At 56.3% G+C, this 24,618-nt stretch carries 24 protein-coding genes; 5 read left to right on the top strand and 19 right to left on the bottom strand.

Going from position 1 to position 24,618, the window contains the following annotated elements; translation table 11 throughout:
* Window positions 1-16: 16 nt before the first annotated feature.
* The 11 genes from AC07TV_RS19545 to AC07TV_RS19595 form a co-directional block, all read right to left on the bottom strand.
* Window positions 17-862: a DUF7281 domain-containing protein gene (locus tag AC07TV_RS19545; protein ID WP_494650049.1), complete on the bottom strand. Its 846-nt coding sequence runs from the start codon at window positions 860-862 to the stop codon at window positions 17-19.
* Window positions 859-2,094 (bottom strand): hypothetical protein, encoded by a 1,236-nt coding sequence (locus tag AC07TV_RS19550; protein WP_494650050.1) that lies wholly within the window; start codon window positions 2,092-2,094, stop codon window positions 859-861. The genes AC07TV_RS19545 and AC07TV_RS19550 overlap by 4 nt, the downstream gene beginning before the upstream one ends.
* Window positions 2,095-2,097: 3 nt before the next feature.
* Window positions 2,098-2,721: a condensin complex protein MksE gene (locus AC07TV_RS19555; protein ID WP_494650051.1), complete on the bottom strand. Its 624-nt coding sequence runs from the start codon at window positions 2,719-2,721 to the stop codon at window positions 2,098-2,100.
* Window positions 2,714-6,391, bottom strand: a complete 3,678-nt coding sequence (locus AC07TV_RS19560; RefSeq protein WP_494650052.1) for an ATP-binding protein — start codon at window positions 6,389-6,391, stop codon at window positions 2,714-2,716. The genes AC07TV_RS19555 and AC07TV_RS19560 overlap by 8 nt, the downstream gene beginning before the upstream one ends.
* 61 nt (window positions 6,392-6,452) lie before the next feature.
* Window positions 6,453-6,986 carry a hypothetical protein gene (locus AC07TV_RS19565; RefSeq protein WP_494650053.1) on the bottom strand — a complete coding sequence of 178 codons (534 nt, stop codon included), beginning with the start codon at window positions 6,984-6,986 and terminating at the stop codon, window positions 6,453-6,455.
* Entirely contained in the window at window positions 6,983-7,699 is a 717-nt protein-coding gene (locus AC07TV_RS19570) for a nuclease-related domain-containing protein (protein ID WP_494650054.1), read from the bottom strand. The genes AC07TV_RS19565 and AC07TV_RS19570 overlap by 4 nt, the downstream gene beginning before the upstream one ends.
* 24 nt (window positions 7,700-7,723) lie before the next feature.
* Entirely contained in the window at window positions 7,724-8,023 is a 300-nt protein-coding gene (locus AC07TV_RS19575; protein WP_494650055.1) for a hypothetical protein, read from the bottom strand.
* Window positions 8,020-8,217 (bottom strand): YqaE/Pmp3 family membrane protein, encoded by a 198-nt coding sequence (locus AC07TV_RS19580; protein ID WP_494650056.1) that lies wholly within the window; start codon window positions 8,215-8,217, stop codon window positions 8,020-8,022. Before AC07TV_RS19580 ends, AC07TV_RS19575 begins: the two co-directional genes overlap by 4 nt.
* Window positions 8,218-8,420: 203 nt before the next feature.
* The gene (locus tag AC07TV_RS19585; protein ID WP_494650057.1) at window positions 8,421-9,476 is read right to left on the bottom strand and encodes a site-specific integrase; all 1,056 of its coding nucleotides are present in this window, start codon (window positions 9,474-9,476) and stop codon (window positions 8,421-8,423) included.
* Window positions 9,477-9,688: 212 nt separating this feature from the next.
* Window positions 9,689-9,988, bottom strand: coding sequence for a hypothetical protein (locus AC07TV_RS19590; RefSeq protein ID WP_494650058.1), 300 nt, complete (start codon window positions 9,986-9,988; stop codon window positions 9,689-9,691).
* 102 nt (window positions 9,989-10,090) lie between these two features.
* Window positions 10,091-10,291 carry a helix-turn-helix domain-containing protein gene (locus AC07TV_RS19595; RefSeq protein ID WP_494650059.1) on the bottom strand — a complete coding sequence of 67 codons (201 nt, stop codon included), beginning with the start codon at window positions 10,289-10,291 and terminating at the stop codon, window positions 10,091-10,093.
* Window positions 10,292-10,430: 139 nt separating this feature from the next.
* On the opposite strand from AC07TV_RS19595, the gene AC07TV_RS19600 reads away from it, so the two are divergent.
* A complete protein-coding gene (locus tag AC07TV_RS19600; protein WP_494650060.1) occupies window positions 10,431-10,859 on the top strand; it encodes a hypothetical protein in 429 nt (142 codons plus the stop codon).
* 155 nt (window positions 10,860-11,014) lie between these two features.
* Here AC07TV_RS19600 and AC07TV_RS19605 read toward each other — a convergent pair whose 3' ends face one another.
* The 8 genes from AC07TV_RS19605 to AC07TV_RS19640 form a co-directional block, all read right to left on the bottom strand.
* Window positions 11,015-11,608 carry a nucleoside 2-deoxyribosyltransferase gene (locus tag AC07TV_RS19605; protein WP_494650061.1) on the bottom strand — a complete coding sequence of 198 codons (594 nt, stop codon included), beginning with the start codon at window positions 11,606-11,608 and terminating at the stop codon, window positions 11,015-11,017.
* On the bottom strand, window positions 11,586-12,095 hold the full coding sequence (locus AC07TV_RS19610; protein ID WP_494650062.1) for a PD-(D/E)XK nuclease family protein: 510 nt from the start codon (window positions 12,093-12,095) through the stop codon (window positions 11,586-11,588). The genes AC07TV_RS19605 and AC07TV_RS19610 overlap by 23 nt, the downstream gene beginning before the upstream one ends.
* On the bottom strand, window positions 12,092-12,508 hold the full coding sequence (locus AC07TV_RS19615; RefSeq protein ID WP_494650063.1) for a CFI-box-CTERM domain-containing protein: 417 nt from the start codon (window positions 12,506-12,508) through the stop codon (window positions 12,092-12,094). The genes AC07TV_RS19610 and AC07TV_RS19615 overlap by 4 nt, the downstream gene beginning before the upstream one ends.
* A gap of 160 nt (window positions 12,509-12,668) precedes the next feature.
* Complete coding sequence (locus AC07TV_RS19620) at window positions 12,669-13,286, bottom strand: hypothetical protein (protein ID WP_494650064.1); 618 nt, start codon at window positions 13,284-13,286, stop codon at window positions 12,669-12,671.
* Window positions 13,287-13,350: 64 nt separating this feature from the next.
* Window positions 13,351-13,626 (bottom strand): GNAT family N-acetyltransferase, encoded by a 276-nt coding sequence (locus tag AC07TV_RS19625; protein WP_494650065.1) that lies wholly within the window; start codon window positions 13,624-13,626, stop codon window positions 13,351-13,353.
* 213 nt (window positions 13,627-13,839) lie between these two features.
* Complete coding sequence (locus tag AC07TV_RS19630) at window positions 13,840-14,136, bottom strand: hypothetical protein (protein ID WP_494650066.1); 297 nt, start codon at window positions 14,134-14,136, stop codon at window positions 13,840-13,842.
* A 93-nt stretch (window positions 14,137-14,229) separates the two neighbouring features.
* Window positions 14,230-14,409, bottom strand: a complete 180-nt coding sequence (locus tag AC07TV_RS19635) for a hypothetical protein (RefSeq protein ID WP_494650067.1) — start codon at window positions 14,407-14,409, stop codon at window positions 14,230-14,232.
* Window positions 14,410-14,844: 435 nt separating this feature from the next.
* Window positions 14,845-15,585 carry a YkgJ family cysteine cluster protein gene (locus AC07TV_RS19640; protein WP_494650068.1) on the bottom strand — a complete coding sequence of 247 codons (741 nt, stop codon included), beginning with the start codon at window positions 15,583-15,585 and terminating at the stop codon, window positions 14,845-14,847.
* Window positions 15,586-15,675: 90 nt separating this feature from the next.
* Here AC07TV_RS19640 and AC07TV_RS19645 point away from each other — a divergent pair, with 90 nt between their 5' ends.
* The 4 genes from AC07TV_RS19645 (at window position 15,676) to AC07TV_RS19660 (ending at window position 24,205) form a co-directional block, all read left to right on the top strand.
* Complete coding sequence (locus tag AC07TV_RS19645) at window positions 15,676-16,530, top strand: NADAR family protein (RefSeq protein WP_494650069.1); 855 nt, start codon at window positions 15,676-15,678, stop codon at window positions 16,528-16,530.
* Between the two features lie 323 nt (window positions 16,531-16,853).
* Complete coding sequence (locus AC07TV_RS19650; protein ID WP_494650070.1) at window positions 16,854-17,102, top strand: helix-turn-helix domain-containing protein; 249 nt, start codon at window positions 16,854-16,856, stop codon at window positions 17,100-17,102.
* Window positions 17,099-18,229 (top strand): tyrosine-type recombinase/integrase, encoded by a 1,131-nt coding sequence (locus AC07TV_RS19655; RefSeq protein WP_494650071.1) that lies wholly within the window; start codon window positions 17,099-17,101, stop codon window positions 18,227-18,229. Before AC07TV_RS19650 ends, AC07TV_RS19655 begins: the two co-directional genes overlap by 4 nt.
* Before the next feature lie 5,661 nt (window positions 18,230-23,890).
* A complete protein-coding gene (locus tag AC07TV_RS19660; RefSeq protein ID WP_494650072.1) occupies window positions 23,891-24,205 on the top strand; it encodes a hypothetical protein in 315 nt (104 codons plus the stop codon).
* Window positions 24,206-24,618 lie beyond the last annotated feature (413 nt).

Here is a 24,618-nt window from a genome sequence, read left to right on the forward strand (position 1 = left end):
GGGGCGCAACGCATCTTCACTCTGCTGGGCAAAGCTTTTCCTGAGGTAGTGCCTTGCCACTTTGGCGAACCAATGCCCACAACTCAACGATATCCGGATGTGCGGCAGCTTCCAATGTCGGAATGGCGCCAGGCAACTGCTGACGGTAACGATCGGACAACTTCGACTCCTGCAGGAGTGTCCGTAGCACTTCAAGAGGTGGGGCCAGTACTCCCGCCAAGTGTGGCAGACGAGAGGCAATTGCCAGTCCTTCCGGGTCATAGTCTGGGGCAGACCAGACCGGTCGCCCGAACATCTCCAAGAAACACGTTGCCGCTCCGGTGCTTGAGCGCTGCCCGCCTCCGCGCCACACAACAAGCGGATTCGGGCCAGCGCGGGCAAAATCGACCTGCAGATCATCAACGCGGTCGAAGGTCTCCCAATTCTCAACGACAATCACCGAATCGTGGTTGAGGCTGCCTGCAGCCTCTTCGACAAGCCACTCAAGATTTGCCCGTCGAGGCAAAAACGTCGGCCGTCCATCAACGAACAGCGCCTTTCCATAAAGAGTCTTGAAGGCAATGCGATTTGCGCGTACTGGACTCTGCGCCCATTTTTCGTCGGGGCCGAGATTCAGAGCCGCACTGCGCCCGATGCCATCCCATGCGTCGGGAGGCGCTAACGGATCAATGTTGTCAGCTCGGAGCCACGCACGGACACGTTCCTTCTGGGCAGCCGTGAAAAGAATCTGGGAGCCGCGCACTATGCCAATGCCGCTTTCCCGAACGAAGTCACTCAAGATCTTCGAGGCGCCGAAGGCTTCCTTATCTTCCGGACTCTGTACAACGCGGAGAAGGCTCTGGGCCAGTTGCTTGGTCATCATTGGTCGATTCTCGACACCAGGATGTCTCGAACTTTCAGCATTCCGGAAAGCGGTTCGGCCGCTTCAAGAATCTGCTCAAATCGAATGCCTTCTGTTCGCCGGCGGCGCAGGGATTCCTCATGCAGCAGGCACAGTAGCCAGATGTCGTTCGGCAGGTCTGAGAGCGATGGAGTTCGCAGCTTCCATGACATAGCGGAAACGGGTTGTGTGCCGACCGTGGTGATCAAGCTATGAATGGCCTCTTGCCATGGTTTTGGTTTGCCGGTCTCCTCGCCGGGGGCGGCAGGAGGATCGTCTTTCAGCGTTCCGGCCTTGGGCACTACTACAGTGATCGGTTTGGCTGCCGGAATCAACTTGGCGATTTCCAGCAAGGGATCGTCCAGTGCTGGATCATGGACGGATGCCCGGCTGCGAAGCGAAAAGCCGGGCGCTCGGCAGGCCCAATCCGGAAGATCCGCCAAAGTGTCAATGTCCGGCGGGACATACTCCGGCGTTCGCTTGAGAAACAGCGCGAAGGCACGAAAGCGACGCGCTGCTGCCTCGATCTGGCGAGTCCGGAACAGGTACTCCCGAAGAATCGCGGTGATGTCCAGAAGGTTCGCTCGCCACTCGGGCAAGTGATCGGCGATCTGGGACCGGTAGGAGAGCAACAGGCGCTCGCCTTCTGGAGAGGATTCCAGGGATTCGATCAGGCCGCTGGTCTGGATGGCAACAAGTGCATCGCTGATTTTTCTGACGCGCTCGAGATAGAACTCGTTTTGGCGCTTCTTCTCGGCGTAGGTGGCCACGTTGGCAAACTTGTTGTCCGCAAGGATGCGCAGGAACTGCAAGGCTCCGGAAATGCTGTCAGCCAGCTCAAAAACTGCGCGGTCGAACTGGTCGATATATTCGTCGGCATCTTCATTCCTGCCTTCGATCGCGGCCTTGGCCACGGCATCCGACAATAGCGGAAGACGCGCGGCCAAATCACCAACATCCGCGCCCACTGCCGCATAGAGATGTTCGGTCTGCAGGATTTCGTCGAGATGGCGAGCGAGCGACGAGGCCAGACGGTAAGTCTCGTTGGCGTACGGAACAAGAGCGCGAGCCTGGTGCAATTCGTACAGCCCGCGTCCGTCAAATTTGTCGTCGGCTTTGCTGACCACGCCGCGGTGGTACGCTGCGGCCAGCAGTTCCTTGTGACGGAAAAGTTTGACCAGGTGGTTTTCTACGAGGTCTGTCTTGGTCGCCATGGCTTAGAACATCTGCGGTGTAGTCGGGCCTTCCTCGTCGACATCATCGGCAATGCCGTCGATGCCCATCAGGAACTGCACGACTTCGTAGAGATATTCGATCTTTCCGGTGACCTGATAAATTTCACGCTCCGGATTGGAGAGGACAAGGTAACCCTCGTCCCGCAGGTATTTCAGTTGTCGATCAAGGTTGGATTTGAGCTTGCCGTCAGCGCCGGAACCCCTGCCGACGGTCGCCAACGCCTGAAATTCCGCCCGAAGCCCTGGATTGCTATCAATGGCGGCCATCAGTGCATGCGCCTCGATCTTGTCGCCACGCGAATAGAACTCTTCGCGCTCCGAGGCGCGCATCGCTTTGACAAAGAATTCCACCAGAAACCGTAGGTCGAGTTTGATCCGGGAGAACTCATCGCGAACGGAACGGCGCTGATCCTGACCGATCTGGTCGAAGGACATATACCAGCCGCCCCCAAGTCCGGTCACCGAGAGTTTCCGTCCGATTCTCGCCAGATAGGCGGTTACGTCCTTCTGGTGTGCTTCTTCCGAGAGGTAGCGGTAAGCATCGGGGTAACGAATCGGGCAGATAAACTCCCCCGATAGCAGCAGGCTCATCGCTTGTTCAAACATAGGCTTCTTCCTCACCCAAAGAGCTATCCTCGGCCTCGACTGCGGCGCCGGCGGTGTCGTAGATGCAACGATCAGCCCGAATTGAGCAGCGGTTCTTGAACAGCGCCAGGACGTCCGGATCGGGGTCTGGGCAGGCTGATACCAAGGTGATGTTGTTCCTGGCCAGGATATCCATCAGCAACTCGACATTGCCGACGTCGAGATCCTTAATTTCGTCGAGTGCCCAGACTACGTTGACCGGTGCAGGGCCACGGACGCGATTGATGAAGCCAATAAAGATCAGGACTAGCACGATGTACGAAAGGCCATGCGACGAAATCGTTTCAAGATCCTCGGCCTTCTTGAATGGGCGCCGAGTACCGTTTTCTACAACCTCGCCCTGGATCCGGATGAGGTTGGTCAATTCTGCACGGATACCTTCCTTGATTTGCCAATGCTCCAGCAACTCCCGCAACGAAGCGGCAAACTCTGGGGGCGGCATGGTCGACGAGTCTCCCATCCACACGACCCGGGAATCGGCCACTTTTTCGATGGTCGACCAGTAATCGAGTTCTCGAATTGACGACACGATTTCCACGCTGACGCTTGAGATGCTCTCAAAACCGAGATTGGCGTTCAGGCTGTCCTGGAGGGAGCGATTGAACAAGGCGACGTCACGGTGAAAACGCGACATTCGCCCGTGAAAGTCTCCTACTGCCTCGGCGATGGTTCTGGCTTCAACGCGGAGTAGATTCCGGTAGGTTTCATGCTCGGTCGAATACCAGGCCTTGAAGACCGGCACCCACTCTCTGGCGTGTTCCGCTTTGTCCGGACCCATCTGCTGACGATGGGTGTCGTAGAAATGCTCAGGCGGCGTGCCGCGCCGGGATACGAAGTTTGCCTTTATTGCCCGAATGTCGTCCGCGAGCTTGGCATCCTGTTCCTTGGCAACGCGCAGTTGAGCGTTTGCCTGGGAGACCAAAGCGTTGAAGTTCCACGCGGGATCGTAGTCCTGGCCCAAGGTATCGCCATCCGGCTCATGCCCTTCCAGGGTTCGCCGGCGCGATTCGACGCGTTCTCTTTCCGCCGCGATGTTGGTCAATTTGGACGAAAGGCTACCAATCGCTTCTACCTTGGCAGCCTTGACGGTTTTCCACGTCCGCTCGCTGGCCTGACGTTCGTCATCCTTCACTTTTCGCGTGTTCCGGCTTTGCGCCAGCGTGGCTTCAAGTCCGGGCAATCGCGACCATTGCGACGACAGCCATAGGCGCCACTGAGCGACAAGGTTCCGGGCGCCGGCGATCGTTTCCAGTTCTTGGCCGGCCACCGAAATTTGCCGCTCAAGCTCTTGCAATGCCTCTGTGTCGACGCCCGTACTTTTGAGCTTGTCGGCCCGTTCCTGATTGATCGTCTGACATTGACGTTGGTACTCGCCCTTGGCCTCGCCTTCTTTTCGTTTGACCTCTGCCAACTCCTGATCAAGGGCGATCTTTGCGGCGGCCGTGGCCTGCGTATGGGCGGCCATGCATGCGGCAAGCGCTTGTTCGAGGTCGCGATTCTTTTGCTCGAGCAAGCCCCGGGCTTCGCGCGCGTGGCGCTGCGCTTCTGAGTGTGCGGCTTCAGCTTTTGTCTTCGCATTGTCGCGGCTGTGCTTTACCGCCTGCCGGGCGCTCTTCTCCAGCGTTTCGGCTGACGCCAGTGCGGTTCTCGCGTTGGCTTGTTCGCGCCCCTTTACCTCGGCGTTTTCGTTCGCTCGTTGGCGCCGCTCGCCGGCCTGTTCCAGCGAGATCCGTTGATCTTCAATCCGGCGGGCCAATGCCTGTAACGCCTCCTCCCGTGTTTCGATCTCACGGCGCAACGCTACTTCATCTGCGGCCAGTGGCGCATCGAGGCGGTCGAGATCCAACTGCAGGCCGTAAATCCCTTCCTGAATTTCCCTGACCACGGGCGAAAGGTCAGTGCGGACCAGCAGGTCCTCCCTGATCACCTTGGCGATGTCTTGGGTCCAGTCCGGCCTGTTCAGGCGCAAAGCGTACAGAACGCTGGACTCGCCGGGGGTGGCACGCACCCGGAGCTGCTTCAATTCAAGATCCAAGCGCTCGGATTCGCTAACGAGATTGGCTAACTGCCGCTCTGCCAGGCCATAGGCAGCCTTTGCCTCATCGTATTGCTGTTGCGCCGCACGTTGAGCGTCGACCGACTCCTGCCACTTGCTCCTCGCCGCGGTGACCTTGCTCGCCTGGCGGTCCTGTTCCTCAACGAGCGCCGGATCGGGTTGTGGGTTGGCGAGGTTGGCCTTCGTGGCTCCGATCGCCTGATTCGCGTGGTCGACCAGTTCCTGCGCGGCATCGATGGCCGGCTTCGCTGCCAGTCTTGCGTTCGCTTGATCCCGCTCTCGGTCCGCATCAAGCGCCTGGCAGCGGTTCCGGAAGCCATCATTCAGTCTAGACCGTTGGTCGTTGAAGCTAGGCATTCGCCTCAGATGGTCGCGCTCCAGCGTGTTGAGCAATTCTTGATACTGACGGTCGATATCGGCCTGCTGGCCGATCAGGATTGTCCTGCGCGCTTCCAGCTGCGCTTTGGTTTGCTGGATTTGCTCTTCTCTTTCCAGCAGGTCAGCTTTTGCCTGGACATTCTGGTGTTCGAATTCGGTCTTTTCCCGCTTCAGCCGCTCAAGTTCCTCCTGAGTGAAGCGGATGTCACGGTCCAGCGCCTGAATCGTTTCCTGTAGTGCTCGTAGTGCCGAATCGTGGGCCTGTTCCGCCTCGGTAAGGGCGGCAACGGCCTGCCCATGTGCCGATTTGGTCTGGCTGTGCTGATCTGCTAGATGACTGTCCAGCAATACGAAACGCGCGTGAATGCACCGCAGTTCCTGCTCGGCCGCCAGTACCGCCTCGTATGCACCTTGGACGTTTTCCATCCGGGCAGCATCGGCCATCACCGCGGTGTAGCTGTCATAGACATCGGGCCAGGCCTCGATTTTCTTGCGTTCCGCCCCCAGGGCGATCTGGTTCCCGCCCCCAGGCAACGAGGTGACAACCATGCGCTGCAGGTCGTTGAAGTTGGTCTTGCGTTGAAACATGCCCGAGACGATCCGCTCGATGTGCGGCAAAGGATGGCTGGTCGGGCAGAAACTGAAATCGGCGATCAGCTGGCGCTGTTTGGCTCGATCGGAGCCGTGCCCCATCTTCCCTTGGATGACCGCGCGGTATTCGTCGAGCGGCATTTTCCGGGATACGGTCACACCCTTGATCTTCATCCGTTCCGGAAGTCCTGCACTCATTACTAGCGACCGTTCGTCCTCGAGGACGAATAGATCTCGCCGGTAGGCGCTGCGCATGAACCTGTAGTGGACGGCCTCGCCGGATTCATCCGCAAACAGGATGGCACAGCAGAATACGTCGTCGCGACGGTACTCAAAAATGACGAAGGATGTGGACCGTGGGAGATAGTAGCGAGCGAAGCTTTTCTTGTTGCTGACCGGCCGCACGATGCGATCAGGCCGCTCGCCGTAGAAAGCAGGTATCAACTGCAACAGGGATGTCTTGCCCCGCCCGTTTCGGCCAGTGATCGCGGTACCACCCTGCAGCGGCAATTCGGTAATCCGCCCCTCCGTGTAGGAATCCACCAGGATAAGGCGTACGAGCGAGAATCGGCTGTCGCCGGCGATAGTCGTGAGGTTGAGGCTCATTAATTTGGGCGGAACTGTCGTTTAGTCGGATGGAATGATAGCCCCGAGCGCGTTGAAACGCTCAAATGCCTGCGTTTTTACGTCCAAGCGCCCGACGGATAGAGCGCCCGAGCCGTTGCCAGAAAGAAAACATCACGCGCTCGTAATCCGCTTCCGAAATCAGACACCAGGGATCGTGCAAAAGGGCCAGAACGGTTTTGTTGGCCTTGGGCGATCGCCCTTGCGGGAGCGCAGCGCCATAGACGTCGGCGACAAAGTGAGCAACGGCCGCCGAGCGGCTCTGGCCGGCGTGGCAATGAACGACCATATCCAGCTGGTCGGACACTGCCGCCAGGGCGCTGATGTCGGCGCGCAGCGCGCAGGCCTGTATCGGGCTGATTGCCCCGCTCGAAATCCACCAGTCAATTCCGGCGAACGCGAGAGAGCGTTCGTCGTATTCGGTATCGACGAACCGGGCTCGGATAATTTTCCGCCAGCCGGGTCGAAGTGTGGCCGCCCTGCCCGGCTCAGTGATGGAAATCAGCACGTGGCCAGGCCCAGGTTCGAAGTCCCTTGCCTTGTCCTCGGGGAGATATCGGACGGACTGGATCGTCATGCTGGATCCACGTCACGCATGTATCGGCATGCCGGGAATGTCGAGCAGCCGTAGAATTTCTTGCCGGCTCGCTCACCACGTTTTCCGGTTCGCAGGACAAGATCCGAACTGCACTTCGGGCACGTCGTTGTGCTTTCGTGCCGCTCCTTTAACGAGGCCAAGTGTTCGCGTTTTGTCTCCGCCGTCGTTAATCCAAGGAATCCCTTCGGTCGCATTCCGGACTGGATGGCTTCGACAATGTTAGCTACCTGGTCGTCTGACAACAGCACTTCCGTCTTCGAATCGATGTAGCGGAGTGGCCCTCCGCAAATGACGTTGGACGGGAACTCGGTCTTAAACTTGCAGGAGTCGCCCACGAAGCAGACCACGGAATGGAAGTACGAGGACGAGAGTCCGAGAAACTCTTCCAGCGCCTTGGTATGGCGATAGTTCTGATGCAGCGGATTTTGGAAGCGGAATTTCTTGCCGTAGATTGATTGCGTCCACTGGGCTTGTTTCTCTCCGCCGAAGATCCAGCCGTCCATGTTCTTCGTCTCGATGACAAAGATGCCGTAGCGCGAGACGATGATGTGGTCGATCTGGGTGGTACCGTTGCTCGTTCCGATCGTCACATTGTTGACCGGGAAATACACCTCGGAATCCAGAGACAGCCACGTGGCAAACGAAACCGCTGATTCGCCGAACCAGCCTTTGAATGCTGCGAAAAGACTCATGATTGGCTCTTGGGTGAATGGGGTTCAGTCTGTCGTACAACCGACGGCGCGGGCGTCGGCTTTTGCTTTGTTTATGGCATACATGGTTTTGCCCTCGTACGGGCTACCTTTTCCTTGGCGCAGGATTTCATCCTTGAAACGCATGCAGTCGGAGCGATTGCGGATGCTTGCCGCCATTTTCCCGGCAAATTCGGAAGCGTCCTTCTTCATCAGCAGAGCAGCCAATGGGTTGGTCCAGAAGGATTCACCGCCAATTGCTGGAGCGGCGACCAGGGCCAAGCAAACGGGAATCCAGACGGCCGGTCTCACTTTTGCGAGGTTCATTTACGACGCTCCTGCAGGGCTTTTTCGATCTTGGCGTCAGTCTTGTATTGACCAAGCGCATAGACGGCCCAGATGGTCGCGGGAAGCCAGCCGATCAGGGTGAATTGAAGAATGATGCAGGCGATGCCGGCGAAGGGCCGACCGATCGTGAAGAAGGTCAGCCAAGGCAGAAATAGGGCAAGGATGAGACGCACGTAGGGGCTCCTGAGCGGTTGTTCAAACGTTGCGACGAACGGCTAGGATGGGTGAGGCCGAGTTGAATCACCACCGCAGCTCGCACGCCGGCAAAGCGTGTTTCTGGGAGATGGAGATCACAAGCACGTCCTTTCATCCGGATGCGTTGGGCGTCCTTGAATGATAGAGACCGGCGTTTGTGCTTTCTCGGAGCTAAATCGGCCTATTCGGTCGGGAAATCATCGACTACCCCCACCCCCCGGGCCCGCGTCCACGACGCCCGCAGGCGCAGCGCCGAGAGTGGATCAAAGAACCCCATGTAGCTGGCCACCTCGTCATCGGTAAAGCCGAGATCGATCAGCGTGGCGCCATAGGTGTTGCGCAGCGTCTGGCCGCAGGCCCGGGCGCCGGTGATACCGGCCTCCTTCAGCAGGCCGCGGACGGCACGGAAGATGGTCGAGGCATGCATGCCGGCGGTGTCGGTCAAGGTCGAGGGGTTTTTCCGGGCGCTCTGGTCGGCCGGGAACATCCAGTCGCCAATCCCCGCCCCCAGTTCCCGCCGGCGGCGCAGCCAGACCTCAAGGGCCGTCTGCCCGATCGGCAGTAGAAGCGCTTCATAGTCAGCCCCACCTTTTCTTGGTAGGGAAATTCTCCCCTCAAGGCAATTAGTGCAACTAACAGTCAAGCGCTCCAACGCCAACACCGTCGCACCTCCACCTATCATCGCCGAACAAACGCTTGCGTCTCTCACACGCACCCAATCCTGTTTCTTTCTCCCCTTCCTTTTCTTTTTTTCACTCTCTTCACCACTGGCCACCTGGCTCCCGACATGACCACTCAGCCATTCCTGAATGATCTTTTCTACTCTTTCTTTTTCATCTTTCGAGAGAAATACCGTCGGATCATTCTCGCCTTTCCCAAGACGCTCGTAACCGGCTTGTGTGCCCGGGTTTTCCATAGAGAGTCCAAGCAAGTTGAGATGGATATAGACCAGCTCAACCAGTCTCAGATAACGCTGGCGGTGAGCTTTCTCGATCTTTTCTCTCTCGAAAAACTTAGCCAGGTGCTCGGATTCGACCACATCGAGAGAGATAGACTCAGATTTAAGCCATCTACACCATTTCCCCCACATAAACTCTTTCACCTCTCTCGTCGAGTCCTCCACCGGATGGGTCATCACCCAGGCAGAAAAGGTAGGAATAGGTTCGATAAGCCAGGCCGATAAATTATCGAAGAGGCCCCTTGAGTGGGAAGGCGGTTGAGCGGTGACGGGGTTCATTGGGGGCGGGCCTGACTGTTAGTTGCACTAATTCAATTGTACCGATTTTTGCCTGTTTTCAAGGGGGTTTGCGTCGGTCTGTCTCTCCTTCGCTTGCCGTCACATCCTGAACCGAAGAGGTCCTGACCAGAGAAAGGTGGTTTGGCGATCTTCCAAAAAATTACCCCCGCGCCTCGTTACCAAGGGCGGGGGTACGATTTGCTGCTGGTGGCTTACTGTCGCGGCGGCGGTCGTTGGCCACCCGGTGGCGGAGGCATGTTTGCCGGCCGGCAGGCAAGTTGTGGCGCCGACTTCTGATCGCCGGCTGTCGCCGGCGGGCCCGGCGGTTGATCGCAACTGCCGTTCATCTGCTCGCCACGAAAACCGATCATCGAACACGGAGTGCCAGCCCCCTTTCCGGCGCAGGCCTGGAACGCCTCCGGGGGCGGGCCGCCGGCCGGCCCCCCCATTTGCGCAATCGCGCCGCCGGCACCGATCGCCAACAGCAGAGCCGCCAATACCTTGGATTTCATCGCTACTACCTCACGTCGTCAAAAGGAGTATTCATCTTCCCCGTCCGCTCGGAGCACGGCTACGTGCTAAACCGGCGCCCGTTACGCGATCAATGGCAGTAATCAGGGCGAGACCAGTACAGTCAGCGTCTTTGCCGTTCGCAGCGCAAGCAAGCCGGCGAGGGCATAGACCCAATGCGGGTCGACCTGCTTGGCTGCGATCTGGCGGCCGATAACGGTGCGATGCACGCCCATCTCGTCGGCAAACTCCTTTTGGGTAATACCCGCTTCCTCGAGGGCCCCCCGAAACTCAAATCCCTTCATCGTTGGTCTCCTGATGGCTGTTTGTCGCAAAACGCGACATCGACCACGCAAGGCTAGTCGCGAATCGCGACATTTCTAGCCCCCAAAATTGACCAGAGGTCGGCTAAAATCAGACGTCCTATTTCCACGGTCTACGCCCATGCTGCCCATCATCGCCAACATCAACGGAATCGATATGGTCCGCTTGCGGGACGCTGTTCTGACCGCGCCGGTCTTCGGCAGCGTTCCCGGCGATTACCCCTGGGACCGATGGGAAAAGGCCGCGCTGCAGGCGGGCCTCGATCCGGAGCTGGCCACCTCCGGCCGCGCCGTTTTCCGCGAAGCCTTCCAGCACGACTGGTCGGACGAACTCAAGGTCGAATGCGGCTGGCTCGATGGCGGAACAACGATGCTTTTCCAGGCCCTCGCCTTCCCGGCCGAATCCCTGGCCCGATGGACTTACCTCTACTCCGCCGACAATTTCGGGGATGCAGATCCGGCGCCGGCGGTGACCACAGATCTGATTGACTTGGCCACCGCGCTCCAGGAAGCCGGACTCCAGACTTCCGTCATACTGCCTACTGTCTAAGCAACCATACTGTTTTTCCGGAAGACAAAGGATTTTTCTCTCGGAAACACCGGGTTATGCACAGGTTGTGCACAGATTTTGTGGATAACTTCGAAGTCCTGTGCCGTAAAGCATAACGTGTCGCTTTTTCGCGCCATCCCACGATTTGCAATGCACTACTCGACGGATTGCGAGGGACCGCTTGCCACGCAGTTCCGGACAGGGACGTCGATTGCACGTCGGCAGGCGTCCCTGAAATCCCCAAACACCAGTTCGACGCTGTGCACCAGCATCAAATTGAGTGCGTGCCCAAACGGCTCGATCGTCCTGCCCTCGCGATCAGTGGTCGCGGCAATCTCCCCGGGCCGTCCTTCAACTCGCAGAATCCGCTCTTGCATGCTCTCGGTACTGGCCAGGTAGCCAACCACCGGTTTGCCGCGGCCGATGGCGTAGCCAATCTCCCAAACGGTGCCGCTATCCGGCTCAATGCCGCCGCGAAACGGATTGAGATTAGCGACAACCATGTCTGCCGCATCGATCAGATCACGGTTTCCGAGGAAGATTTCCAGCGATGGATTCGCCGATTTCTCGATATCGACTTCGTTGTCGAACGGAAACAGCGGTTCAAGTCCATGCTCCCGAGCAATCGCCTTCAGGCGTTGGCCAACTTCGAGCGCGTTCGGCTCGAACACATCAGGTCCTGCGATATACACCTTCAACATTTGCCCTACCCTCTCTTCGATTAAATCAACAAACTTGGCGATGCCCACAGGTATCGCATTTGCGCCCCCGAGTGGCCCGGGCTGCAGCCCTGCCCTCGATCAGATCCAGGTACCGGCGGATCAGACCTTCGCAATAAGCATCGCCTCGTAGTTCGACCTTCAGCGCCTTCCGCTTTCCTGTTTTCCGGCTGTTGGCCGCCACGTATCCGTAATTGGCCGTAGGCATCCCGTTCAGGCGAAGCAACCACGCCTGCAGCGACAATTCGGCGATATCCGTTTCATACACCCGGTGGAAGTCCCGATTCTTGTTTTCGACCGGCACATGCAAGCCGTTGGGCATCCTGTAGACCTGATCAGGCCTTCCGACAACAGGATACGGCGCGTTGGTGAACAGGTTTTCCTCGACCAGGACAACTTTTCCGGCCTTGAGGTCTTCCGGTCTCCAGTTCTGCGTAAATCCGCGCCAGACCATGAACGCGAAGAACGTTCCGGCGAACAGGGCAAGCAGTCCCACTCCATAGGCAAGGTAGCTCATTTGCCACCCCCGATCCTGCCCAAGATGAGATCCAGGAGTCGCCGGACAATCGCGGCAGCTGTCGCGCTGCGCGAAAGCAAGGGCACCAGGTGTGGAGAAACGAGGTAGTAGAAACGAACAAAGGTCCGGCCGAGGCGCGACGGCATCAGCACGCGATCGCGCCAGCAGCGAAAGTCATTCGTTTGCGGCGCATCGCCGCCATAGATCGTCGAAGCGATGAAACAGCGTCGGTCGACGGCGGCAAGGGTTTTTCCTTCAAGCTCGAATCGCTTGTGTTCGAACGTGCCGGCGGCGGCTTTCGCGCGAACGTCGAGAGTACGCGACTCGCCGCGCTCACGATCAAGGACGGCTTGCCGCTCGCAGTAAACAGTGGCAACAATATTGCTGATGGAGTGATAGCGACGACGTGTCATAGGGGTTTGTGATATTTGATGCGATGGTTCAAGGATGGGTCGCAGGTGCTGCGATAGTGCCAGTCTTCCCGGTAATGGCCGAAATGCAAGGGTGGAAAAAAAGAAGCCCCCGAACCGTCTCCGGTTGTTGGGGGCTTCCGCATCAGTGGCTTCGAAAAGGCTACACCTTCTCGAATTGCAGCCCATCTGCTTTCTGGGATATCGCTGCCAGGCAGGCGCTATCCAGCATAACCGCCGGCGAATCTGCCGGAACCTGGAACTCAAGCTCCAACTGCTCGCTTCCAAGCGAGAGGTTGGCACGATAGAACTCCGGCTCTTTCGCAATGCGCGATTGCGCACGGATGAAGCGTTCGACTTCGACCATGCATTCCGGATCGACCAGCTGCTCGGCCCAACGCTTCATCTGCTGGATACCGTAATTCAGCTGGGCTACCAATTTGCCCTGGTCGGTACGGCCGAAGAAATACGGACAACAGTGTTCGTCGGAATCGCCAGTATCGAAATCGAGCAACTCGACATGCCCGGGTTCGCGGCACAAGGTACCGAGAACCTGGGCCAGTCCTTTCACCTCTTCGTTCTCCACCCCGCCCCAACTCTGGAACGGAATATGGAGCCAGAGCACATCGGCCTCGAGGCTGATGCGTTGCTCCTTCACCAGTTCTTCGAAATCCAGATCATCGGTCTGAAGGAACTCGTTGATGGCCGTGTTGACCGCCGATAAATCGGTACCGGGAACGAGAATAACGGTTCCGCGTACAAAACAATCGTGAGACGACATTTGCTTCTCCTGGTTTGTCGCCGAGGCCTCCCCGATCCGGGGCAGGTCCCCGGCAGGGTTGAAATTACTTGAGCGACCAGCGCAGCTGGTTCGCCGTTTTCCAGCCGAGACGCCCGAACAGGCGTTTGGCTTCGTCAGATACCGCAATTGCCAGACCCGCCCCCTGCTGAACGCAGCGGTCGACCAGCTGACGGCCCAGCCCGCAACCCCGTTTATCTGGGGCTACCCATAGGTCATCGATGTAGCAGCCAACGACCCGCGCAGTGGCAATCGTTGCGCCGCCCTCCTCGATTCTGACCAAGGCACCTTTTGGCGCCGGCGTGACATAAATGTCCGACATGACAGGCTCCACGAAGGATGCACAGTCAAGCGCCCGGACACGGGATGCTTTCCCGTGCGGGTTTATAGATTGCTGGCTTCGACCACAATGGTCCCGGCTGCCGGCTACGGTTGCGGAGATCTCTCTCCAGACAAATCGTCTTTCCCTTGCCTCCGGCAGGGGAAAGCCGACTTGGAACATCCGTCCCCGAGGTATGACCCTCGGGGCGAATGCTTACTGAGCCTTGACGCGGCCAGGCGTGAATTTTCCTGACCAGCTAAAGCCCTGCTTGCGGACTGACTCGCGAATGACGATCTTGTGCCCATGACGCTGGCAGTGCTCGTCCTCAACGGCAAGCAGAAAGAAAAGGTCGCTCTGTAACGCAGCGTTCTTCTCCTGCAGCCGCTTTTGGTCAGCAAACCGCTTACCGATGATCGCGGCGGCAGCAGCAGCAATTGCCGCCGCCACAACGCCACCAATCGCCTGAATCAGCGCCGCCTGCACAGCCGCATCGCTCCAAATGATTTCCATGATGTCCTCCAAAGAAAAAAGCGGAGACCCATCACCCGGCGGGTAATGAATACCCCGCGGGTTAAGAAAAAATTAGCTCCCTCCGGCCGACACTTACGTGTCGTCACCCGGCGGATCCCAGAAGGTGTCGCACTGATCCGCAGACACCAATTCGGCCCAACGCTGATCAGCATCATCTTCGTCAGTCGGCGTTTGCTCGGAAGCGACCGACTGTTTTCCGACAAACACACCGACAACAACGATGAGCCCCAACAACAGCAACAGGATGTTCATGATGAATCTCCGGAAAAGACCGGAAACACCACGCCCAACCGGGAGTGGCATCCCGGATGGGTTGATTTGATGACTTGCTGGCTTGGACGCAATGTCCGGTGCTACCAGCTACCGTTTCACGCACGAAGGCGTAGAAAATCCTCTCCGGAGCGCAAACGCTCTCTGGACAGGATTTTTCACGGGGGCTAGGAAATATGCCAAAACCACGACTGGCGGCGATTGGCCGAATGTCTTGATCAACTCTGCTGGCTTGGGGCGCGGTAACGCCAGCTACCGTAGCCGAATGCTACTCCGAAATATCTGTCATGAGCAAGACGCCAAAGTAACTGCCGCATTAGCCGTTACAAAGATGCAGGCGCATTTCGCACTCCGAAACGAGCGGTGTCCTAGCGTCGTTTCGGAGCACTTTAAATTGCAATTGGGTTGGCCCCTAGCCTAGATGCTGCCAGGGAAAAACTTGCGAATATCGTTATAGACCTCCGCCTTTCTGTTGGAGACCATCTGGTAGGCAGTCATGATCGGCGCGGCCCCGAGCATCGGTATTCCAACGCTTGCGGGATCGCGTTTCTTGGCCAGCTCCCAGTTTTCATAGCTGCACAGCAGCGGATCAACATCAATGTTGATGTAGTTCCGGCACTGCACCGGTCGGTTGGCATAGATCAAGCACTTGCCAGCAGACAGGAATGTGCAGGGAGTATTCCGGCCAAAGTCGTCTTCCTCTTTGACGGGGGTACCCAACGGAAGCTGGGCCGCCTTCACACCAATAGCTTCTCCGATCGCATTGGCTTCGGTTTGAGAAATCAGCACACGCATGTGGCAGCAATTTGAACAGCCGGCCTTGCAAGGCGCGTAGGGATCGCTGAAGACGCGAACGTCCGACATGATTTGCTGCAGCTTATACATTTTCGTCTTGCTGCTGCTGTTATCGCTGACGACGGCTTGCACACGTTGCTGAAAACTAGTCTGGTGAGGCGCAAAGGCTTGCGCGACCATCTGATTTACGTAGGCAGCGCGTTGTTGCGACGGTATGCGCCGCGCTTCAAGTTCTTCCTTGGAAACTGACATTACTGGTCCTGCCCTTTTGCGTTGTTTGTCATTCTGGGATTGTGCCAAATCGGTACGCAATTTCCAGGCTGGCAAGATGGCAAACAAGTACTTCGACCACGTATCGAGCAATCACCCTCCCCCATCGGGTGTTTTAGCCCATGGTCAAGGATATGACCTGTCTCGTACCCTGCACGCTGTTCTCTTTTCGATGACCAGCCAATGCTTGCCGGCGAAACATTCAGCCCAGACTCCCTGATCCCATTTTCGACCTACCGGACCGCCCGGGATGACGGGAAAGGCTACGTGTGGGGCGCCCCCGAACTTTGCGGGACGCTGGCGCATTTCTACTTCTCGGAGCGCCTGCGCGGCGTCGACGAGCAACTACGGCGTGAGATCCTGCTATTGCCATCAGCCTCGGAGGCAAGGAAAGCGGCTCAACGCCTTGAGGCTTCACCGAAATGGACCGAAGTCCGACTCGATATCGTAAAGGCTGCGCTGTGGTGCCAGTTTCTCGCTTTACCTTCGCTCGCCAGCAATCTCCTCGCCGGTGAAGTCACGATCGGCGACGGCCAGTCTCTCGGGCATGGATGGGAAGCACGTCGGCGCGGTGATGAACGCTGGAAACAGGTGGTTCAGAAAACAGCACAGCAATTCGTATCGCCGGGTCGGATGGTGCTGCTGGCCACCGGCGATACCGACATCTATAACCCGTTCCTGTTCTCCAGCCGGCTGGCTGTTCTTCTGGCAGGGAAGCTACCCAAAGAAATGCTTATCGCTTGTCGATCCGGCGTCGATGCAATGGCAGAGGACTGGGCCATCGAGAACCACATCCCGGCCGTTCATCACCCGCTGCGGAAAGCTCCCGGCACGCCGGTAACCGAAGCATCCATTCAAGCTCTGGCCAGTGCAGCAACGCACGCAATCATATTCACCAAGGGGCAGGACTCGAGCATTATCCAGTTGCGCCAACACTTGGCACACCGCCAGATACCAACCAGAGTAGTTTTGCTCGACAAAGATGGGCGACCAGTACCCAAGCAAACCCCGCCATCACGCGGTCGCTCCCGGTCCTGAGTCCTCACGGTCGAAGGCGCCGGCGGAACTATCCGACGATGAGTCCGACCTTGTTGCGAGTCGCCGCGAAGCCTTTTTAACGCTGATGCCCGACGCCTATCCCTTTTTCCGGGATCTTCACGCGAACGGGCTGATCGACGGTTGGCGAGCTGTCTGTTGGGTTCGTCCGCTCGCGGACTCCGAGTCCGAATAACCCCACCCCTGCGACCTCCCAAGAGTAATCCGCCGGCTATTTCGGCGTTGCTCGTTGTCCGCATTCCGAACTTTGTCGGAAGACGAATATAGTCGGAAACCTTACATTCCGCCCTCTGTATGAGGCCGGAATGAAGAAAAAAAGCCATAACAAAGCATTCGGCATAGTTCTTCGAGAGATTCGAACCGAACGTTGCCAAACCCAGGAAGCGCTTGCTTTCGACAGCGGTTTGGACCGGACCTATATATCCCTTCTCGAACTGGGTGGCCGCTCGCCCACGCTGGATACCATTATGGCGCTATGCCTGGCGCTCGATGTTTCGTTGACGTTTGTCTCCAGTCGGATCGAAGAAGTAATGCGCGAAGACAGGACACTATGACCGACGTAACCATCAAAGAGGGACTCGACCGATACCGGACTCAAGTCTCGATTCTGAAAAAGGGCTATGCCCAGGAAAAGTATCGGATTGAGCAAATCTGCCGATCCTTCCTCGGTACCAAGATTACCCGGGAAGTCACCAGCGTCGACATTGCGACGTATCGCGACCAGCGCTTGCAGGAAATCAACCCTCGCACGAAGCGGCCGCTATCGCCATCGACGGTGCGTCTCGAGATGTCGCTGCTCTCCAACTATTTCGACATCGGCCGCATCGAGTGGGGAATCTGCGGCGACAACCCAGTCAAGAATGTCCGGAAACCCACCCCGCCCCCGGGGCGCGATCGGCGTCTGACCTCGCGCGAGGAGCGACTGATTCTTCGCTACTGTCACAGCCACCAGAATTTATCGCTATTCTCCATCGTCGTTGTCGCCCTTGAAACCGCGATGCGCCAAGGTGAGATATTGAATTTGAAGTGGGAACACATCAATCTCAAGAGTCGGATTGCTCACCTACCGGAAACCAAGAACGGCACCAAACGCGATGTTCCTCTCTCGGTCAAGGCTAGAGACGCACTCATCCGCATGGGCGTCCAATCCAGAGGGAAGGTCTTTGGCTACACCGCCGAGGGCTTCAAATCGACCTGGCGCTTCATGATTATCAGGCTCGGTATTCAGAACCTACACTTTCATGATCTTCGGCACGAAGCCATCAGCCGGCTGTTCGAGCTTGGTTCTCTGGACATGATGGAAGTTGCGGCCATCAGTGGGCACAAGAGCTTGTCGATGCTCAAGCGGTACACGCACCTCAAAGCTCAGCGTCTGGTCAAGAAATTGGAGGGACACAAGAGCAAGGGCAAACAGATGGTCATTGACCATTTGATTCCATACCCTGCTGCGTTCGAAACCAGTGGAGATCGCTTCTCGGTCAGACTCCTTGATTTCGATGGAGTCGTTGGCCACGGATACGATCCTGGCTCGGCGATGCGCGGAGCCCAGGATGCTTTGCTACGCAAACTACTGACCTTGATTCGGGAGTCCGAACCCATTCCATCACCTGATCAGTACCTCGATCAGGTAGACGAATCCAGCGTCGTTATGATCGATCCGATGTCCTTGGAGGCCGCTTAACACTTTTTTTCAGTGAAAGTATCAACGCATTTGCATATTTGGCTATTCGCTTTGCCAATCCGGGGTGTGGCGTAGCAGCCACGGAACACGAGCATTTGCGGTCTTTGACGGTGCCAGTTGCACCCCATACTGCCCTCTTCGCTCATCGTTCAACATATCGAATGTCTTGCGGACTAGCGCAGGGGTTTATCAGGTGTCATTTGTCAGCGCCATGCCCGATGCCGCCTATGGCATCTCTTGGACGCCAGGCTCTGGATACAATGGGTCCGGCAATACGTGGACTTTGGATGTCGCTGCCGTAGCAACCACGTATTTCATCGTGCACTCTAAAGGGATCAACGGTCTATTCTTTGATTCTGCTTTCTCGACCGTAGCTGTATATCGGTGAGGATCTTGCCAATCCGGTGTGTGGCGTAAAGGCGCCAAGGCTGTTCAGAATAGCTGTGCGAGCGGTCAAGCGGTAACCGGCATTGATGCCGCTGGAAACGCGATTTGCGGGGCTGTTGTTGCATCCATACCGTCCGGTTATTCCATCGTGAGCGCAAACGGCAGTTGCCCAAGTGGCTATGTTTCCCAGGGATATGCCTTCATGGACAACGCTGCTAACCCAATCACGGCCGGCGCGGGATATCTATACACTTGCAGGAAGCTCTAGGCATTCCGGAATAGCATGTTGCCAATCCGGGGTGTGGAAACCCCAGGCGCTACAAAGCAAAATAGCAATAGCACTCGGGCTCGATCCTGATGTTTGGCCTTCTGCCATAACCTGTACAAACATCGACGGTTACGCGAGTTATTCATATGTTTTCTACCTCGGTACCGCGCGGTACCCGGGGAACAACAAGGTAATCTATTGGCTTAATGGGGCAACCGTACAATTCAATCCAACAGGCGCGTTTCTTACCTCGTCGAATAGCAGCTCATGCAGCGGGAAAACAATCAGTCAAATCTGTGTATCTGGAGGGTGCATTTTCTGATTGAGCTACGATGACTTTGCCAATCCGGTGTTTGGCGCAGAGCGAGTCGTTATGGTGGAAGCTATCAATGGACTAATAGCGGCTGCGCAATGCTTCCAAACCCGCTTACCGGGGCTTATAGCTGTCCAACGGGGTATTCTGCTTTCACAACTTCGATGACCATGGGACTGAATATCTGTGGTGGCGGGAATGATCAAACGTATGTCATCACCTGCATAAGATGACTTTGCCAATCCAGCGTTTGGGTCGGCGGAGGTTTAGGGCAAGGACAAACTTGGCGCGACATGTCCGGCAGCACCGTAGGATGTGCAGGGCCGCGAACCTTTAGCGCTATTTGCACCAACACAACTACCAAGCCGATCTATGTGTCAATTAAGGTGTCTACGAACAATTCGTCCGGTTCTTGGGGCACCGCCTGGATGAGTGTTCAGGGCGTTCTTGTCGCGCAATACAGCGCCAGCGAATCGGACAAAGATGCTTATGGATGGCTTGGCAGTGTCATCCCTCCTGGCGCGACGTATTGGGTGTCCTCTGCCGGCCCAGCTTTGATCTACGTTTGGTCAGAATTACGCTGACGCTCTTGCCAATCCGGTATCTGGAAAAAGGCGTCCATGGGGGCATTCAAAATCACCGATGGTGAGCCATGCTGGTTTAGCGGGGTGAACCTTTTGGGCATCTATGTCATTCCAGCCCAATGGGTTGCAAGTGGTAGTACGTTGAATGCATACGGCAACATTCGGATTAATCCTGGCTTCTATTGCGTAGCCGGTACATTTAAGCCTGAAGCGGGGCAAGGGTATTGCATGGTGGGTAGTTGCTGACCACCTTGCCAATCCGGGGTGTGGCATGGGCAGGGACTTGGATTCGGACAAACTTGGCAGAATCTGACAGGAAGCTCTATCGGATGCACCGGCCCACGAACATTTGGCGTTACATGCACTAACACAACTGGGAAGCCAATTCTTGTTTCGGTATCGATAGCCGGCGGTGGCACTGTCCAGGCATGGTTTCAGATCAACGGAGTTCGGATGCAGGCGGTTGATGCGGCCCCAGGACATCTCGGGACTGTCATCCCGCCGGGAGCACAATACTTGGTCGAGAATGGCGGCTCCATCTTGCTCTACTGGCTCGAATTGCGTTAGTGGCCATTTTGCCAATCCGGTGTCTGGAGCAACCAAGCAGGGAAGCTTTATAGTTTCACTGGCGGAATGATGGCCGCCGGTACCTATAACTTCAATTCATACGTGCCGGCCTCAGCAAAATATGTAGTGATATTTTCTTGTGTTGGCAATGGCACTAATTACATGAATTCCATTCCTCTTGTTGGCACCAATGGGGTTTCCGCTGTGTGTGCTACTGCACAGGTACCGAATGGTATTAATAGCTTCTCTGGGTCTGGCTGGTTTCAAATAACCGGCTATATCAGGTAATTGCCAATCCGGGGTGTGGAAGTTGCCAACCGGTCGCGTGAAATTCGGTGGCACATTCTTTGTAACCTATGGCGTCAATAACGCAGGCTTACCGAGTGGCTGCTCGCAACCAAATGTCGTCACAGGCGCATGTTCTTGTCCGACGGGGTATTCCGCGAGAACGATTTCGGGGAGTGGCTACTATTGGTGGAGTCCGTGGGATATGGCTGCGTGGGGATATTCTTGTGAGGCTGCTAACTAGCTTGCCAATCCGGGGTGTGGACCGAACCCTTTCGATACAAGGGTAGTTACCAACTTTGTAATTACGCTACCTGCTGTCTGGCGAACTCGGTAACTGCCTCCTGTTCATGTCCTTCTGGTGCAGCGGCCACGCGTGTCGCCGACTACTGCATCACCGGTACTTGTAGCCAGACCGGTCAGACGTATCTATGTCACTGACTACTTTGCCAATCCGGGCTCTGGCGATTATCAGAACATCAACCGACCATTACGACTATTGGTTGGTACGGCAGCACCGGCAGCGGAAGCATTGGGATTGGCTGGTGGCGCTACTGTTGGATGAGCGGGATCAACGGCGGGTCAAACAGCGCAGGTATTTTGCCATCTGGCCAATCGGGTATGCAGTTCTATTGGACCGTCGAAAATCACCCAACGGGTAGCTCAAATGTTTTGGTTTCCTGCACAAACTAGCTTGCCAATCCGGGGTGTGGGCTAAGCAAACAAAAGGCGAGGGTTACGGCGGCGCATGGTTGCAACGGGCAAGCGTCATGTGGAACTGGTGGTGCGCCTCCCCGAACCCGAAGACTGGCGCCTGCACATGCCCCGTAGGCTTTTCTCCCGTCTGGTCATCATGGGGAAGCGACAAAGGCAGTGGCGATTGGTTTTCCGGATACTCTTGCATTCGGTAGGAAGCGTTCTCTTTGCCAATCCGGCGTTTGGGTTAGCGTAAATCGGCAAACGTGGGTATCGACAAATATTGCTGTTCCCATCGGCCCATCATTTAATCCATCGGCGTTTGTTCCGTCTAATGCACGCGTTGTCCAAATAACCGCGTATTGCATGGTGTACTCGGGCTACTTAAACATCTACGCGAACGGCAATTTTGTGGTGGGATGCAACAATCAAAGCAACAGCAATTCTAGTGTTGGACTTGTTTCTGTGACAGACGCTGTGGCAATAAGCAAATCAGCAGCCGCGAATACAGCCTTTATTAGCGGTTACATGTAGTTTGCCAATCCGGTAGTTGGATCTCTCTCGGCGTTAGTGGCACTTATCATGACTTCAGCAGTGTCCGTACACTGGGGGCAACCTACACAAATACCCAGAACAGAACGATCTTCATACAGGTCGCTGGCCAGCTTCAAGGCATCTCACAATGTTGCAACTTCCTCTACGTGAATGGCCAACGTGTAGCGATGATGGCGCACAACACAGCGGGCCTAAGCATCGGAACTTGGCAGACCCTCTCTGCATGGGTTCCCCCGGGAGCGACATATTCCTACACAGGAAGTGGGACGATCGTGTCATGGTTCGAGTTCTACTAACCTCTTTGCCAATCCGGGGTGTGGGCCAAACAAGTGGGAATTGGTTTGGGGAGTATTACCTCTAACCATATCGCCTGGCTTGGTGGCTATGCGTGTTGGGAAGTTGTCCAGCAGGCAACTGGAGCCCACCTCTACTGGTTTTGTACCCCATACGTGATGTAGCAAATTTGCCAATCCAGTGTGTGGCGCAAGGCAACAAGTTCCACCCTGTCCTTGAACACAAGCGGCCTGAAGGGTACGGTATGCCCTGCTTATACTGCATGCACCCGCTCAAGTGGGGTTGGACTGTGCATGGGTGGCGGTACTAACGGGTCGATATCGCCATCAGCAACGGCAAATGTAGTCTGGGCGGGAATGATGTATATGGGATACACCATTCCGATCGGAGAGCCGATTGGGTGTAGTGGTGGTGTAATTTGGCTGGATTAGTTTGCCAATCCGGTAGCTGGAAAAAGACCGGGACAACGCCGAATTCTTGGTGGTCCGGAAGCTGTAGCACGCAAACATATGGCACGACGTGGTCCGGCGCCCCATCAACTTATTGGTCTGGCTCATTACTGTGCAGACTTTCCTTTTTTGATGGCGCTGATTTCCACACCGCTTATTACATGTGCTGCCCAGGATAGTCTTGCCAATCCGGGGTGTGGAAGAAAATGGGAGGGATACCTACGTCGTGGTCCTCCTCTACTCCGTCGAGCGCAGGGACATCGGTCGGTCTAGATGGATACGGTAATCCGATCTACAGGTACAGTTGCCCCTCCGGATATGTAATGACCGCCGTAATAACCATGTGGTCGGGCACCACCTATGGGGTCGCGGGCGGCACCTGTTCAAAATGACCAGCTTGCCAATCCGGGGTGTGGCAAAAAGCCGCCGGCAGCAGTCGACTCTCGACTTTAATCAGTACCGGTAGTACCTGTGCCAATCCGCTATGTCCGTCGTGTTCAGGCACTCGCACAATCTGGAATCAGAACGGCCGCATTCCATCAGGTGAATCCTTGGTGATATGCAACAACGGCTCGTGGGCATGTTTTGACGGGGTTCTGGTCGCTATGCCAACTGTTGGATGCGGAATTTGATCCCCTTGCCAATCCGGAGTGTGGCGGAAGAGTGGTGATGGTGCAGCGTTCAATTCCGGCATCGCCGGATCGGTTTCTACTGGCACAGTCAATTCAAGAGCTTCCGGGACGGGGGTTTGCGCAACTGTCTACGGGACAATATTGGGTTCGGTTTGGTGGGAATCGTCGTCGTGGCCATATTCTTCCGGGTATCGTGGCTACGACGCATCACTCAGCAGCCAACCCCTCCCATGCTATTCGGTGGTGTGGTTGAACTAGCAATTCTCAACCTATAGCATTTTGCCAATCCGGTAGCTGGAAGAAGCAGGAAAATGGCGGAGCCAAAGCGTGGGTCAACTTCGTAGGTAACCTTTGCACGCCGTGGTGTCCAATCCGCGCAAGCTATAACGTTTCGGGAATCTTGCGAAACTCGGCTGGCGATTACAACGTATACTTTTCAACCCCGTTGGCCGATGCAAATTTCTCGGTAGCGGGCTCGGCGATTTGGGACACTGGAGCCGGCGGTCAACGGGCATATCCGTTGGGCGGTCCTTACCAAGGGCAAGCGGCTACAACATATGTCCGCATCGTAGCCAACGGTATCAATCCATACGACATGCAATGGGTTCACGTTCAAATTTTCGGCAATTGATTGTCTTGCCAATCCGGTATTTGGACCCGCGGCGGCGAGACCTCCGACAAAGGACGCCTGAACAAATATGGTGCTGGCATTCCCTCAAATGTCCCGGCAAAAATACTTTGTTCCTGGTCTGGACTCACGGGGATTTTCACTGTGACGAGTTATGGCGGCTATTACGGATACGTCGCCGGTGGAACCTATCTCCTCTTCTACTCGGACGGCACCTTCTACACAAATAACGGCGGCGCAACGGCATGCTGGAACGGTACGGCGTTTGTCGGCTTGTCGGGGGCCGGGATGTTACTCACACTCAAAGACGTTTTCTGACCACTTTGCCTCAGTTTTGTGGGGCATTGGCGGCGGTCCTTTTGCCAATCCGGCGTGTGGAAAAAACAGAGTGGCGGTTGGCTAAATTTAGTTCTCACGGATGCCAGCTTATTTGATCCTCGTTGCAGCTACATCATGAATGGAGCCCGGGCAAGTTACGTCGATAGCACACAGATAATGTCTGTCCAGAATTCCATTTCCGGTGCATCAACAGCTACATGGCAAGCCATATATTCAGGGAGCAAAAGCGTTACCTATTGGGCCCAAGACAATTATTCGAACAACCTTTATTACGGAGGCGCTGCCACCACCGGTATTTCATACAGTTGCCCATAGCTTGCCAATCCGGGGTGTGGCGCATCGCGAATCTCCAAGGCACTCATTGCGGATTCACGCTTTACTACAATGGCTCG

This window comes from Azonexus sp. GW821-FHT04F04 (genome assembly GCF_059420025.1).